The organism is Novosphingobium sp. 63-713 (assembly GCF_001898925.1).
In the GTDB taxonomy this organism is placed as follows: Bacteria; Pseudomonadota; Alphaproteobacteria; order Sphingomonadales; family Sphingomonadaceae; genus Novosphingobium.
Map to the genome: position 1 here is coordinate 654,465 of NZ_MKVS01000026.1, position 11,522 is coordinate 665,986.

The 11,522-nt window shown below is 64.2% G+C and carries 12 protein-coding genes and 1 pseudogene; 6 read left to right on the plus strand and 7 right to left on the minus strand.

The features are described 5' to 3' along the window. Positions 1–6 precede the first annotated feature (6 nt). Both BGP00_RS13950 and BGP00_RS13955 read right to left on the minus strand, forming a co-directional pair. Entirely contained in the window at positions 7–720 is a 714-nt protein-coding gene (locus tag BGP00_RS13950; protein ID WP_292693799.1) for an SDR family NAD(P)-dependent oxidoreductase, read from the minus strand. Then, complete coding sequence (locus tag BGP00_RS13955; protein WP_292693801.1) at positions 720–1,739, minus strand: NADP-dependent oxidoreductase; 1,020 nt, start codon at positions 1,737–1,739, stop codon at positions 720–722. Before BGP00_RS13955 ends, BGP00_RS13950 begins: the two co-directional genes overlap by 1 nt. A 177-nt stretch (positions 1,740–1,916) precedes the next feature. Between BGP00_RS13955 and BGP00_RS13960 the strand changes: the two genes are divergently transcribed. Together BGP00_RS13960 and BGP00_RS13965 are read left to right on the plus strand one after the other, a co-directional pair. After that, positions 1,917–4,166 (plus strand): TonB-dependent receptor, encoded by a 2,250-nt coding sequence (locus BGP00_RS13960; protein WP_292693803.1) that lies wholly within the window; start codon positions 1,917–1,919, stop codon positions 4,164–4,166. 70 nt (positions 4,167–4,236) lie between these two features. After that, the gene (locus BGP00_RS13965) at positions 4,237–5,016 is read left to right on the plus strand and encodes a glucose 1-dehydrogenase (RefSeq protein WP_292693805.1); all 780 of its coding nucleotides are present in this window, start codon (positions 4,237–4,239) and stop codon (positions 5,014–5,016) included. Positions 5,017–5,021: 5 nt separating this feature from the next. Here the strand turns inward: BGP00_RS13965 and BGP00_RS13970 are convergent, their stop codons facing one another. The 5 genes from BGP00_RS13970 to BGP00_RS13990 all read right to left on the minus strand — a co-directional run bounded on the left by BGP00_RS13970 (position 5,022) and on the right by BGP00_RS13990 (position 8,771). Beyond that, positions 5,022–5,825 carry a ThuA domain-containing protein gene (locus BGP00_RS13970; RefSeq protein ID WP_292693807.1) on the minus strand — a complete coding sequence of 268 codons (804 nt, stop codon included), beginning with the start codon at positions 5,823–5,825 and terminating at the stop codon, positions 5,022–5,024. Then, positions 5,825–6,844, minus strand: a complete 1,020-nt coding sequence (locus BGP00_RS13975) for an NADP-dependent oxidoreductase (protein WP_310013462.1) — start codon at positions 6,842–6,844, stop codon at positions 5,825–5,827. Before BGP00_RS13975 ends, BGP00_RS13970 begins: the two co-directional genes overlap by 1 nt. After that, on the minus strand, positions 6,841–7,269 hold the full coding sequence (locus BGP00_RS13980) for a nuclear transport factor 2 family protein (RefSeq protein WP_292693809.1): 429 nt from the start codon (positions 7,267–7,269) through the stop codon (positions 6,841–6,843). The genes BGP00_RS13975 and BGP00_RS13980 overlap by 4 nt, the downstream gene beginning before the upstream one ends. A 102-nt stretch (positions 7,270–7,371) precedes the next feature. Beyond that, the gene (locus BGP00_RS13985; RefSeq protein WP_168605845.1) at positions 7,372–7,725 is read right to left on the minus strand and encodes a Rieske 2Fe-2S domain-containing protein; all 354 of its coding nucleotides are present in this window, start codon (positions 7,723–7,725) and stop codon (positions 7,372–7,374) included. A gap of 20 nt (positions 7,726–7,745) precedes the next feature. Continuing rightward, positions 7,746–8,771 carry an NADP-dependent oxidoreductase gene (locus BGP00_RS13990; protein WP_292693812.1) on the minus strand — a complete coding sequence of 342 codons (1,026 nt, stop codon included), beginning with the start codon at positions 8,769–8,771 and terminating at the stop codon, positions 7,746–7,748. 157 nt (positions 8,772–8,928) lie between these two features. Here BGP00_RS13990 and BGP00_RS13995 point away from each other — a divergent pair, with 157 nt between their 5' ends. The 4 genes and pseudogenes from BGP00_RS13995 to BGP00_RS14010 form a co-directional block, all read left to right on the plus strand. Then, the gene (locus tag BGP00_RS13995) at positions 8,929–9,330 is read left to right on the plus strand and encodes a nuclear transport factor 2 family protein (protein ID WP_168605847.1); all 402 of its coding nucleotides are present in this window, start codon (positions 8,929–8,931) and stop codon (positions 9,328–9,330) included. Positions 9,331–9,414: 84 nt separating this feature from the next. After that, positions 9,415–10,602 carry a beta-ketothiolase BktB gene (gene bktB / locus BGP00_RS14000; RefSeq protein ID WP_292693816.1) on the plus strand — a complete coding sequence of 396 codons (1,188 nt, stop codon included), beginning with the start codon at positions 9,415–9,417 and terminating at the stop codon, positions 10,600–10,602. Then, a complete protein-coding gene (locus tag BGP00_RS14005; protein WP_292693819.1) occupies positions 10,599–11,390 on the plus strand; it encodes an enoyl-CoA hydratase-related protein in 792 nt (263 codons plus the stop codon). Before bktB ends, BGP00_RS14005 begins: the two co-directional genes overlap by 4 nt. A gap of 27 nt (positions 11,391–11,417) precedes the next feature. Continuing rightward, positions 11,418–11,522, plus strand: a pseudogene (locus BGP00_RS14010) (electron transfer flavoprotein subunit beta/FixA family protein); the annotation flags it as partial.

Here is an 11,522-nt window from a genome sequence, read left to right on the forward strand (position 1 = left end):
GGGCGATCACATCCGTGTCATTGCCCCGCCGTCCACCATCCATCCCTGCCCGGTGACAAAGCGCGCGTCATCGCTCAGCAAAAAGGCGATGACATCGGCAATATCCTCTGGCTGGCCCAACCGGCCCAGCGCGGCCTTTTGCTCCCAATGGGTGCGATATTCGGGCATGGCGGCAAAGGCGGGCGCGGTCATGGGCGTGTCGATGGCGCCGGGCATCACGCAATTGGCGGTGACGCCATGGGGGCCAAGCTCGCCGGCCAGCGCGCGGGTCATGCCCAGCACCGCGTGTTTGGATGTGCCATAAGCCACCAGCCCCGCATCGCCAAAGGCCGAAGTGACCGAGCCGATGGTGACGATCCGCCCCGCCGGGCTGGCGCACAAATGGGGCGCGGCATCGCGGATCAGCCGGAAGACGGCGGTGACATTGACCGCCATGACCTGCTCGAAATAGTCGTCGCTGTGCCCGGCAAGCGGGCAAAAAGCGCTGACACCGGCGCAGGGGACGACGAAATCGAGGCGGCCAAAGCGGGCCATCGCCGCCTCGGTCAGGGCCTTGCCCGCATCGCGCGCGGTCACGTCGAGCAGCAGGTCAACCTCGCCCCGCAGATCCGCCGTCAGCACCTGCGCGCCGTCCTGTCGCAGGCGGCGGGCGGTGGCCGCCCCAATGCCCGACCCCGCGCCCGTGACAAGGCCGCAGCGCCCGTCGAGCCGCCCCGCCATCAATCGACCTCCAGCACCAGTTTGCCGGTGTTGGCCCCCGAAAACAGCCGCATGAAGGCGTCATAGGCATTGTCCAGTCCATGCTGGACATCCTCGTCGACGCGCAATTTGCCCTCGGCGATCCATTGGGCGATCCGGGCGCCGCCTTCGGCAAAGCGGGGGACATAGGCGGCGATCAGGAAGCCCTTGATGGTGGCCTGTTTGACAATCACCTGCCACAGGTTGCGCATGCCCACCTTTTGCGCGCTGTTATATTCGCTGATGAGGCCGCACAGCACCACGCGGGCGTGCAGGGCCAGATGGAGCATGGCCGCATCCATCACCGCCCCGCCGACATTTTCAAACAGGATGTCAATGCCCTCGGGCGCCGCCGCGGCGATTTCGGCGGCGATGGCATCCTGTGATTTGCCCTTGTAGTCGATGGCCGCATCAAAGCCGTAATCCTGAACCAGACGGCGGCATTTCTCGGCGCCCCCGGCAATGCCGATCACCCGCATCCCCATGATCTTGCCGATCTGGCCCACCATCGAGCCGACCGCGCCTGCCGCCCCTGTCACCAGCAGCGTCTCGCCCGGTTGGGGCGCTCCGGCGTCGAGCAGGCCGAAATAGGCGGTCAGCCCCACCGCGCCCACCGCCGAGAGATAGCGCGAGGGCCGGTCAACGATCCCGACATCGATCCGGCTGGTGAAGCCGCCGGGCAACACTACCGAGAAATCTTCGATGGCGTTCAGCCCCAGCACCCAGTCGCCGGGCTGAAAATCAGGATTACGCGAGGACTCGACCACGCCCACCGTTGTGGCGCGCACCGGATCGCCCAGCGCGATCGGCGGCATATAGCTGGGCGCGTCATCCATCCATCCGCGCTGGGCCGGATCGAGCGAAATGAAGCGGTTATGCACCACCATGCCGCCATCGGGCGCATCGGGCACGGCCTCGCGCACCAGTTGAAAATCATCGCGCAAGGGCGTGCCAACGGGGCGTTTCACCAAGAGAAATCGGCGGTTTTCAGGTTGGGGCATAAGCTCTCCTCTCGTTGGGCGGAATGTGGACCAAACCTGTCTGCATGCACCTATGATTTGTTGCAGTAGGTTCGTTTGCCTTACCGAGCTTAGGTTGCCGTGGACGGAAAGGGGCATACCCCTTCGCGATAATCCACGGAGAGGAAGGACATGCAGAGCATCTTTGCAAAGCGCGCCATGAGCGGCTTATTGATTGGTTCGTGTCTGGCCGGGGCGCCCATGGCGGCGTCGGCGCAACAGGCCGGAACAGCGCAGGCCGCCGCGCAGATGCCGGTCGATTCCAACGCCATCATCGTCACCGCACGCCGCCGGTCCGAAACTCTGCAGACCACCCCCGTGGCGATCACCGCGATCAATGCGGGCATGCTGGAAAACAAGGCTTCGGCCAATATCGGCGATTTGACGGGGGCGGCGCCCGGCCTTTTGATCACCCAGCAGAATTCGGGCGGCCAGGCGGCCAATCTCTCGATCCGCGGCCTGACCTATGCCGACATCGAAAAGAGCCAGACCCCGACGGTGGGCGTGGTGGTGGATGGCGTGACCATCGGCACCAGTACGGGCCAGTTGCAGGATGCTTTCGACATCGAACAGCTCGAAGTGCTGCGCGGGCCGCAGGGCACGCTGTTTGGCGCCAACACTATCGGCGGGGTCATCAACATTCGCCGCACCAAGCCGACGATGAAGAACGGCGTCAAGGTCGAAGGCTCGTATGGCCAGTGGAACACATGGAACGCCAAGGCGGTGGTCAATGTCGGCAATGGTTCATCTTTGGGCGCCAAGTTCTGGTATTTCCACAATCAGACCGACGGCTTTTACAATAACGTCACCACCAAACAGCCCAGCGGGTGGAGCAAGAGCGACAATTTCGGCGCGGCCCTGCGCTATCGCCCTGAAAATTCCAGCTTTGACGCGATCCTGACGCTGGAAAACACCACGCAGAATTTCGACCCTGTGGTGGCCAATATCGCCAACAGCAGCGAGCTGTTCTGCTCCTATGAACCGGCCAACCAATGCAACCGCAACACCACCACCGATATTTACACCACCTTTGGCCAGAGCGCGACCAGCAATTACCAAGCCCCCGCTGCCACGCTGGAAATGAATTATGATGTCGGCGGGATCAAACTGACCTCAATCACGGGTTGGCGCCATACCAAGGAATATCAGACGCAGGACTTCGATGGTTCCTCGACCGATCTTTATTACGTTGACCGCCGCCAGCGTTATACGCAAATCAGCCAGGAATTGCGCGGCGCTGGCAAATTGTTTGATGGCTTCGATTATGTCGCCGGGGTCTATTACTTCACCTCGAACTATAATCTGACTCAATGCTCGCGTGTGTTTGGCTTCAGCCCGACAACGCCGCCCTGCGTTTTCGATACCAACGCCCAAAGCGTCTATGGCAAGACCGAGAGCTATGCCCTGTTTGGCGACTTCAACTGGGCGGTGGTCGACAAGTGGCGCATTTCGTTTGGCGGCCGCTGGAGCCATGACGAAAAGCAATTGACCAACAGCTTTGCCAGCACCGGTCTGGTGGGCTCGGGCAAGCGCGGCTTTTCCAAATTCACGCCCAAGATCGGCGTCGATTATCGGCCCAACACCAACATGATGTTCTATGCCAGCTGGTCGCGCGGCTATCGTTCGGGCGGGTTCAGCCCTCGCGCCGCCACGGCGGCCACGGCCAGCACGCCCTTCCAGCCCGAAACCGTCGATTCCTATGAAATCGGCGCGAAATTCGACGCGCTTAACCGCATGCTGCAATTCAATGTGGCCGGGTTCATTTCCGATTACAAGAACATGCAGCAGAACACCACGATCCCCGGCGGCCCCACCGGCAACCAGACGATCACCAGCAATGTGGGCGGCGCCACGATCAAGGGCGTGGAAATGGACGCCACCCTGCGCCCGATGGAAGGCTTGAAGCTGACCGCCAGCGCATCGGTCATGGATTCGCACTTCCGCAATTTTGTGGTCGGCAACATCTATGGCGGGGCGATTGTTCCCTTTGATTATTCAAACAACAATCTGATTTATGCGCCCAAGTTCTCCGGCTCGGTCAATGCCGAATATACCGCCAAGACCGGCTTCGGCAATGTGGTCACAACGCTGGGCCTGCGCCACATCGATCCTTACGACTCGCAGATCTCGCTGGGCGGGCTGACGCCGGTGATGTCGGGGACCACCGTGACCAAGGTGATCGTCAACGGCAATGACGCCCGCGTGCGCACCGCCACCCAGGACCTGCTCGACGCCAGCATGACGTTCAATTTCAAGCTGCAGGGCGCCGATGCCTATGTTCGCGTCTTTGGCCGCAATCTGGCCGATACGCGCACGACCACGGCGGCCTTCACGGTGGCGGGCCTGTGGTCCTTCGCCTCGGCGCTGGAGCCGCGCACCTATGGCGCCACTTTGGGCGTCAAGTTCTGAGATTGTGACAAGGGCCGGGGGCGGCGCGGGGTTCTCGCGCCGCCCTTTTTGACAAGCAGGAGCAAGGATTATGGCACGGTTGCAAGGAAAAGTGGCGCTGGTGACCGGAGGGGCCTCGGTGCCCGGATTGGGCAGCGCCACCGCGATCCGCTTTGCGCAGGAAGGCGCGAGAGTCTATCTGACCGACCGCGATCTGGCCGGGGCGGAGAAGGTGGCTGATGATATTCGCCACAGTGGCGGCCATGCGGTCGCGCTGCATCACGATGTGACCAGCGAGGCCGATTGGGACCGCGTGATGGCCGCGATCGACGAGGCCGAAGGGCGGCTCGACGTGCTGGTCAACAATGCCGGAATCGCGGTGCTGGGCATGATGGACACGGTCTCCACCGCCGATTGGCAGCGCCAGATCGATGTCAATCTGACCAGTGTGTTTCAGGGTGCGCGCCGCGCCATGGCGATGATGCGCCGCGCAGGCAGCGACGGCAAGGCACGCGGCGGCGCGATCATCAACATCTCCTCGGTGGCCGGATTGATCGGGGTTCCGGGCTGCGCGTCCTATGCCGCCTCCAAGGGCGGCGTGCGGCTGTTGACCAAGGTGGTGGCGCTGGAGGGCGCGACCGACGGCATTCGCTGCAATTCGGTCCATCCCGGCATGATCGCCACCAACATTCAGGGCGTGGCGCTGGAAGACAATGCCGCCAATTATGACGCGACAATGGCGCTGATCCCGATGGGCTATATGGGCGCGCCCGAGGACATTGCGAACATGAACCTGTTTCTCGCCTCGGATGAGGCGCGCTATATCACCGGCGCGGAAATGGTGGTCGATGGCGGGATGACGGCGCGCTGAGGCCTTCAGGCGGGCGTTGGCGCGCCCGCCACCCAGCGCAGCGCATTTTCCACCAGCCGCCGATAATGGGCATTGTCATAGGCTGCCGGGCCATCGCCCGGTTGCAGATAGGCCAGGCGGCTGTCGATCGCCATTTTGGTCCAGCCGATGAGCGATGATCCGGGCGGATGATCCCAGCCTTCGCGGCAAAACATCCGGCCCTCGACAGCGCGCTGCGCCGACCAGAAGTGATCGCGGGTGAAGGCGGCGTCACAGGTCATCAGCGGCTCGACCATATCGGTGAACACCTGGGCCAGATAGAGTTCATCCTGCATGGCGAAATGGGCGGGCAGGCCCGCGGTGATGGGGTGGGGCGTGATGCTGGCGGTATAGGCCACATCGTGCCGATAGCCGCTGTCGGGCCGGTCCATGCCCCGCACATGGGCGGGGCGATAGAGAAATTGCCCTCCCAGCCATTCGTGATACTCGCCCCATGTCGGCCATCCGGCCAGCGCATGATGCAGCGCCAGCACGCCTTTGCCCTGTTCGAGCAGGGCGCGAAAACCGGCGCGCAAGGCGGGCGATGGGTCGATAAAGGCCGGCGGCGCCTCGGCCTCGAAATCCAGCCCCGGCATGTCATAAAGCACCAGCGCGTCGAAATCGGCCATGCCCTGCGGGTTCATCAGCAAGGCGGCGGCGGGTTGGTCGACCATTGTGGCCGAAACGCCCGGCATCGCCTGAAACATCGCGTCAAAGGCGGTGCGGTCAAACGGATGGCCGCGCACCGCAACCAGCGCGCGCAAGGGGGCATGGTGGTGGATGATCGGCATCAGCGGCTCACTTTCACGATTGTTTTGCCGATATTGGCCCCGCCCATCATCCGCCCATAGGCCACCAGCACATTTTCAATGCCCTCGCTCTGGTCAAAGGGCATCGACAGGCGCCCCTCGCGCGCCCAATCGCGCAAGACCGCCGGAAAGACCCCGCCCGCCGCCAGCACATCGGGGATGAAAAACCCTTCGATGCGCAAGCGCCGCATCAACACCTGATCAAACCGCGCCGGGCCGGGCAGGGGCGCTCCGTCATAGCCCGCCACCATGCCGCACACGGCCACCCGCCCATAATGCGCCATATGGGGCAAGACCGCGTCGACCAGCGGGCCGCCCACATTGTCGAAATAGGCATGGACCCCGCCCTCGATCCGGGCCAGCGCGGCCGAGACATCCTGCGCCCGGTAATCAATGGCAAGGTCGACCCCGATCACCTCGGTCAAATAGCGGCATTTGTCCGGCCCGCCCGCAATCCCCACCACATGCGCGCCCAGATTGCGGCCGATCTGGCACGCCATCACCCCGGTCGCCCCCGCCGCCGCCGACACGGCCAGCCATTGCCCCGCGCATACCCCGGCGACATCGCAAACGCCGATATGCGCGGTCCAGGCGTTCAAGCCCGCCACGCCAAAGGGATCGCGCGGGTCGGCCAATGGCCCCTCGATACGCTCCAGCCCGGCGAGTGCAGGCACGACCACCGCCAGTTCGGCCCATTGGCCAAAGCCGCGCACCAGATCGCCGACCGCAAAGCCGGAGGCGCGGCTCTCGCACACCCGGCCCAGCACCAGCCCCACCATCCGGGACCCCAGCGCCAGCGGCGGCTGATAGCCATCGGTGCGGCCTGTCATCCACATCCGCGTGCCCGCGTCCATCGAGAGATAGTCCACCGCAATCCGTACCTCGCCATCGGCCAAAGGGGCGGGCGTTTCGGTCTGCAGCGAGAGGGCGGCGGCAAAATCCTGTCCGACCGGATGCGCGTCGAGCCGCCAATAGCGGTTGCGCGTGATGGCGGCGCTCACAGCCCTTTGGGGCCGATCTGGCGGTGGATGTTGCGAAAGGTCCGGCGGCTGAAATGCCAGCACCCGTCGATCCTGACGCATTCATCCTCATATTGCCCCCGGTCGCGGTGGACGCCATCGGCCCAGTCATAGACCTCGGAAGTGTAGGAGCGCATGGTGGCGGTGTCGCCATCCACCGCAATGCTGGCCGGCCATGCCTCAAACATGATGCCGGGATAATGCTTCATCGCCTCGACCCACATGGCCACGATGGCGTCACGGCCTTGGGTGGTGCCAATCTCAGGATAATCGGGCAGCGACCATTGCGCATCGGGCGCCCATGTCGCGCCCCATGCCTGCGCGTCGCAGCGCGTGACGGCATCGGCATAGGTTTCCAGCAATTCGCGCAGCGCAAGGCGGTCTTCGGCGGGGCCGGTAAAGGACATGGATGCTCTCCCATTTCTGATTTTATGGCGATGATAGAGCCTCGCGCCGCCCCGCGCGCCTAGCGCATTACATAGGCATGGGCACAGGCAGAGAGTGGCGCCTTATGCTTCCACCGGCGTCTCATCCATGCCCGGCGCGCGACCCGGCACCTCGACCTCGACCATGCCATCGACCACGCGCAGCGCAAATTGCCGCACCGCCGGATAGGCCCCCCCGATGCAGCGCCCGTCGGCCAGATCGAAGCGTGCGCCATGCAGCGGACACATGATCGCCCCGCGCCGGATACGCCCGGTCGAAAGGCGCGAGGCGGCATGGGTGCAACGGTCATTGATGGCCACCAATTCGCCCTCGCTGCGCGCCAGCAGAATTTGCCAACCGCCGACGGCATGGACGCTCATTTGTCCATCCTCAACGGCGGCTTCCGCGCCCAGCCGGTGCCAGACTTTATCGCTCACTCGTGCTTTCCCTTTCCCGATTATGCTATTTCCACCAGAGTCTTGCCGGTGGTTGTACCCTGCATCAGGGCGATGAAGGCTTCTGGCAAGCGTTCAAAGCCATGATGGACATTTTCCAGCGGGCGAAGCTGGCCCGCGCGGTGCAAACGGTCGAGCATGGCCTGCGCCTCGCCCAGCCGGTCGGCATGGTCATAGGTCAGAAAACCGCGCATGGTCAGCCGCTTGACCACCATCTGCCACAGATTCCGGACGCCGTAGGGATGGTCGGCGTCATTATATTGCGCGATCATGCCGCACAGCGCAATCCGCCCCTGTTCGCGCATGCGCGGCAGGACAATATCGAGCGTCGGCCCGCCGATATTGTCGAAATAGACGTCGATCCCGCCGGGCGCCGCCGCATCCAGCGCGGCGCCAAGGTCGGACACCGCGCGATAGTCCACCACCGCATCCGCGCCCAAATCGCGCAGGATCTGCGCCTTGTGCGCGCCGCCCGCCATGGCCACCACGCGGCATCCAGCCGCCTTGGCCAATTGCAGCGCGGTGCTGCCGGTCGCGCCCGCCGCCGCGCTGATCAGCACCGTCTCGCCCGCCTTGGCCGCGCCCACGGCAAACAGGCCCACCCACGCCGTCAGCCCCACCGGCCCCAGCGCCCCCATATAGGCGCGCAGCGGTACGCCCGGCGCGGGCGTCACCCGTTCCAGCCCCAGCGCGTCAGGCCCGATCACGAAATGATCCGACCATGTGCCGAACACTCGCACAAAGGCGCCCTCCGGCCAGTCGGGATGATGCGAAACGACAATCTGGCCCAGCGACATGCCATTGACCGGCGCGCCGACCGCCACCGGCGGCATATAAGAGGGCCGGTCATCCAGAAAGCCGCGAATCGCCGGGTCGACCGAGCCGACCAGCATCCGCACCAGCATTTGCCCTTGGCCCGGCTGGGGCATCGGGGTTTCGGACAAGGCAAAGCAATCGGCCTGCGGCACCCCGACGGGGCGGCGGCGCAGGATGATATGGCGGGCTATGGCCGGCAGCGAAGAGGACATGGTCAGGCATCCCGGTTGGTTTGTTGCCTCCTTGATAGGGCGCGCGACGGGCTTGTCGCCTCTAGCCTTTTCGCTAGGTGGTCGTTGGCGCGTCAGGGGCGATGATGGGGCCAGACAACAGGCCACAGATCAACAGGCCACAGACAAGGATGCCGCCATGACGCCCGACGAGATGATCGCCTTTGTTGATGAACTCTATGAACTGACCGGCACCGGCCAGTGGGAGGCGGCCGCCGAGCGTCTGACCGACGACTTTGTGGCGGTGGAGGCCGAAGGATTGCCGATGGCGGGGGCCTATCATGGCAAGAGCGGCCTGTATGATCTGTTCGTCAAGGTGATGGGCATGATGGATGTGGTGGCGATGGACCGGGTGGAAACCACCGCCGGGCGCGATCATGCGGTGACGATCCTGTCCCTGCGCTTTGCCGATCCGGCGCTCAAGCCCGCCGAATTATGCGAGGTTTTCCGCTTTCGCGATGGCAAATGTTGCCAGATCACGCCCTATTATTTCGATCCGGCCACGATCCATGCCGCCGTCGCCGCCAAGGCGGCCACCTGATCTTCTGAGCAGTTGCGGCAAGCCCGGCGCGCGGCCAGACGCCATGCGATATTCCCTATTCCCATTATGACAGGACAGACCGACGTGACCCAATCACCCGACATTTACATCGTCAGCGGCGTGCGCACCGCGATTGGCGATTTTGGCGGATCGCTGAAGGGCTTTGCCGCGGCCGATCTTGGCGGGCGAGTGATTGCCGAGGCGGTAGCGCGCTCTGGCCTTTCGCCGGCGGATGTCGAACATGTGGTGATGGGGCAGGTCATCCATACCAGCGCCAAGGATGCCTATCTGGCGCGCGTGGCAGCGCTCAATGCGGGGATCCCGCAGGAGGCCCCGGCGCTGACGGTCAACCGCCTGTGCGGATCGGGGCTTCAGGCGATCATTTCGGCGGCCCAGATGATGAAGCTGGGCGAAGCGGGTGTGGCCGTTGCGGGCGGGGCCGAGAGCATGTCGAACGCGCCCTATCACGACCATGGCCAGCGCTGGGGCCGCAAGATGGGCGATGCCCCGCTGGTCGATGCGCTGGTCCAGACCTTGTCCGATCCGCTGGGCGGATTTCACATGGGGATCACCGCCGAAAACGTGGCCGAGCGCCACGGCATCACGCGCGAGGCGCAGGATGCGCTGACGGTGGAGGGCCATGCCCGCGCGGTCCGCGCCATCCGCGAGGGACGCTTTGCCGAGCAGATTTTGCCGATCGAGATCAAAAACCGCAAGGGCACGACGGTCTTTGACACCGACGAGCATCCCCGCGCGGATACGGCGCTGGAAAACCTTGCCGCCATGAAGCCGGTGTTCAAAAAGGACGGCACCGTCACCGCCGCCAATGCCAGCGGGATCAACGATGGCGCGGCCGCCGTGGTGCTGGCCACGGGCGATGCGGTGGCGACCAAGGGCCTGAAACCGCTGGCCCGGATCGTGAGCTGGGGCCATGCGGGGGTGGAACCGGCCTATATGGGCGTGGGGCCGATCAAGGCGGTGCCGGTGGCTTTGCAACGGGCCGGGCTGCGGCTGGACCAGATCGACGTGATCGAGGCTAACGAGGCCTTTGCAGCGCAGGCATTGGCTGTGGCTCGTGAATTGGGCTTCGATCCGGGCAAGCTTAATCCCAATGGCAGCGGGATCGCGCTGGGCCATCCTGTAGGGGCAACCGGGGCGATCCTGACGGTCAAGGCCGCCTATGAACTGCGCCGGACGGGCGGGCGCTATGGGTTGATCACCATGTGCATTGGTGGCGGCCAGGGTATTGCGATGGTGATCGAGGCTGCATGACAACTTACCGCTTTATCAAGGTTTCGCGGGTGGGCGATGTCGTGACGGTTACTCTCAACCGTCCGGACAGACTCAACGCTCTGACCCCGGCCATGTTTGGCGAGATGGGCGCGGCGGTGGATGCGGCTCTGATCGAGGGCGCGCGGGCGCTGGTGCTGACGGGCGAGGGCCGGTTCTTCTGCTCGGGCGCCGATATCGCGCCCGACGGTGCTGGCTATGAGGGTCTGCCTGAGGATCTGGGGGCGCTGCTCGACGAGCACTACCATCCCTTCATGCGCAAACTGGCAGCGCTCGAGATTCCGGTCGTCAGCGCTCTCAATGGTCCCTGTGCAGGCGCGGGGCTGAGCGTGGCGCTAGCGGGCGATATCGTGGTGATGGGCCAGAGTGCCTATCTGCTGCTGGCCTTTGTCAACATCGGTCTGGTGCCCGATGCGGGCGCGACATGGCTGGTGGCGCGTAGCGCAGGTCGTGCGCGGGCGCTGGAAATGGCGCTGCTGGGCGAAAAAATGGGGGCGGCTGAGGCGCGAGCTGCTGGGCTGGTCACGCGGGTGGTGGCAGACGAGATGGTGCTGACCGAGGCGCAGAGGCTGGCCGTGCGTCTGGCGGAAGGGCCCACAAAGGCCATCGGCATGATCCGGCGGCAGGTGGTGCAGGCGCTTGAGACCGATTTCAACGCCATGCTGGAGATTGAGCGCGCCAATCAGTCTCGGGCGGGGCGCAGCGCGGATTTCGCCGAAGCGATCCGCTCCTTCAGCGAAAAACGTAAACCACAGTTTTCAGGTTGTTAGAGATTCAGGGTTCGAGAAGGTGATGTCATGAAAATCGTGGTGCCGATCAAGCGGGTGCTTGATTACAACGTGAAGCCGCGTGTGAAGGGGGACGGAACGGGTGTTGATCTGAGCAATGTGAAGATGAGCATG

Excerpts from the sequence above, each read along its gene's own strand:
- BGP00_RS13950 (WP_292693799.1), bottom strand. The coding sequence starts at position 720 with ATGGCGGGGCGGCTCGACGGGCGCTGCGGCCTTGTCACGGGCGCGGGG.
- BGP00_RS13955 (WP_292693801.1), bottom strand. The coding sequence starts at position 1,739 with ATGCCCCAACCTGAAAACCGCCGATTTCTCTTGGTGAAACGCCCCGTT.
- BGP00_RS13960 (WP_292693803.1), top strand. The coding sequence starts at position 1,917 with ATGAGCGGCTTATTGATTGGTTCGTGTCTGGCCGGGGCGCCCATGGCG.
- BGP00_RS13965 (WP_292693805.1), top strand. The coding sequence starts at position 4,237 with ATGGCACGGTTGCAAGGAAAAGTGGCGCTGGTGACCGGAGGGGCCTCG.
- BGP00_RS13970 (WP_292693807.1), bottom strand. The coding sequence starts at position 5,825 with ATGCCGATCATCCACCACCATGCCCCCTTGCGCGCGCTGGTTGCGGTG.
- BGP00_RS13980 (WP_292693809.1), bottom strand. The coding sequence starts at position 7,269 with ATGTCCTTTACCGGCCCCGCCGAAGACCGCCTTGCGCTGCGCGAATTG.
- BGP00_RS13990 (WP_292693812.1), bottom strand. The coding sequence starts at position 8,771 with ATGTCCTCTTCGCTGCCGGCCATAGCCCGCCATATCATCCTGCGCCGC.
- BGP00_RS13995 (WP_168605847.1), top strand. The coding sequence starts at position 8,929 with ATGACGCCCGACGAGATGATCGCCTTTGTTGATGAACTCTATGAACTG.
- BGP00_RS14005 (WP_292693819.1), top strand. The coding sequence starts at position 10,599 with ATGACAACTTACCGCTTTATCAAGGTTTCGCGGGTGGGCGATGTCGTG.